Below are 1701 nucleotides of genomic sequence, written 5' to 3' on the forward strand. Positions count from 1 at the left end.
CGTTGCAGCTCTAGAATTGCAGTCCAGTATTCTCGTTTACTTTGTTGTTCCATAGTCCCTCCAATGAAAAAGCTACTATGGCAAATGACGAGTTTGTTTAGTATGTGTGGTTCATTAACCGCTTACTACCCTTTAGCCGCAGATATACTCTGACATCAGTTCGCATATCGTGCGGCGTATGGCGGTTAGCTGTGCTTACTGTTGTTGGTTCTGCTGCTTGGAAAACCCCCTCACCGTGTAATAATGCTACGTTTTTGGGGCTTTATTTACCACTCGGTTTTACTTAGAATGCGCCTTAGCCATCGTAACTACGCTTATACAATATCAAATAATAAAGGTACGAATATTGATATCTATTATTTTTTCTACTTACAAAGAAACCAATGTTGCAATGATGCTCCTTTTATCGATGTTTATTTTGTTATTATCTTCAATATCGAAAAATTGGATTTATCGCATTCTATTTTTTTTATTATCGCTCTTAATCCTTAGTCCTTATGTTTTACTGGGATCTTATGTACTTTTTTTGATGGTAATAGATGTAGCGTTAAGACTTTGAAATGAAATTTTGCAAAATATTAACTAAAATAAAGAGTGTAAGGAAAATACGTTCTAATTAACCTGAGATGCGATTAATAATTAAACTAAATGCTCAAGTTGCGATTAGAATATTTGAAGATAACGCTCATAACAGCAAGGACTTAGGTAATGATTAATTTCTGTAAAAAAGGCAGATAAATGCTAACACCTAAATTGATTAATTATTTTAAAAGTAAAAATTGGTGGTTTGATGAGCCTTCAAGTGAATACCGCGATGCTTTGTTAAGTATTGATGCCGATATTGATTCTGATTTTGCACAGTTTTATTTACATGTTGAAGATTGCCCAACATTCTTAGGCAGAAATAGAGAGATCTATCAAATTGGTTGGTTCTTAATTAATAGTAATAGTTATCCATTAAGTATTGAAAGAACACATGAAGCATTAAAAATACCAGAAGAGTATTTACCATTAGATAATTTTGAAGGTGAATACGGATATTTTTATAATCAAAAAACTGGAGAAGTTGTTGGTCTAGGTTTAGGTCAAGAGCTACGGGATTTTATAGCAGGCAAATTAAAGCCACAGTGGCCTAGTTTTAATGATTTTTTAGAGTTTTTCTTTGATGTTTAAATTAATAAGTCAGTCCAATAGTTTTGTGAACTGACTTATTGTTAAGAGCAGCTCAGTTTACCCCTTAGCCGCTAACATACTCCGCCATTAGTTTGCGCATCGTGTGCCGTATGGCAGTTAGCTGCGCTTGCTGTTGTTGGTTCTGCTGCTTTATCGCTCTGATGTCTTCGCCATCGGGGATTAACACCAAACAGCCATTTAATATCTTCACCGTGAACGTGAGGCCTGTCTCAAAACCGGCGTCTTTTAACCAATACCCTGTTAAATGGATTGCCGGCGGTGGGCTGGTTTTGTTGCCACTCGGGGCATAGCCCACCGCGTAATAACGTTCTGTTTGGGAAAGAATTCAAGCCATTACACCGGCACCGGATTACTCGCCCATCAACGGGCGGGACGGGGCATCCAGCAACAACAAGCGGGGCGAGTCACACGGCGGGATACGGCAAGGGGCTATCAGCTTTATCATTATGATGTGAATGGGCGGCTAGAGAAGAAAATCGTTCATGAACAGGGTTACCGACCGAGAGA

General features: G+C 38.3%; 2 protein-coding genes and 1 pseudogene. 2 read left to right on the top strand and 1 reads right to left on the bottom strand.

Annotated elements, in window-relative coordinates; genetic code table 11:
- Nucleotides 1-738: 738 nt before the first annotated feature.
- Complete coding sequence (locus tag ACLPIE_RS22400; protein ID WP_430263832.1) at nt 739-1173, top strand: hypothetical protein; 435 nt, start codon at nt 739-741, stop codon at nt 1171-1173.
- Between the two features lie 64 nt (nt 1174-1237).
- Here the strand turns inward: ACLPIE_RS22400 and ACLPIE_RS22405 are convergent, their stop codons facing one another.
- Nucleotides 1238-1519 (bottom strand): SymE family type I addiction module toxin, encoded by a 282-nt coding sequence (locus ACLPIE_RS22405; protein WP_430263833.1) that lies wholly within the window; start codon nt 1517-1519, stop codon nt 1238-1240.
- Between ACLPIE_RS22405 and ACLPIE_RS22410 the strand changes: the two are divergent.
- Nucleotides 1508-1701: pseudogene (locus ACLPIE_RS22410) on the top strand (hypothetical protein); the annotation flags it as partial. The gene ACLPIE_RS22405 and the pseudogene ACLPIE_RS22410 overlap by 12 nt on opposite strands.

Source organism: Providencia sp. Me31A (assembly GCF_050487165.1).
Classification (GTDB): domain Bacteria; phylum Pseudomonadota; class Gammaproteobacteria; order Enterobacterales; family Enterobacteriaceae; genus Providencia.

What these genes read in the sequence shown, in the direction of transcription:
- ACLPIE_RS22400 (WP_430263832.1), top strand. Translation starts at nt 739, where the DNA reads ATGCTAACACCTAAATTGATTAATTATTTTAAAAGTAAAAATTGGTGG.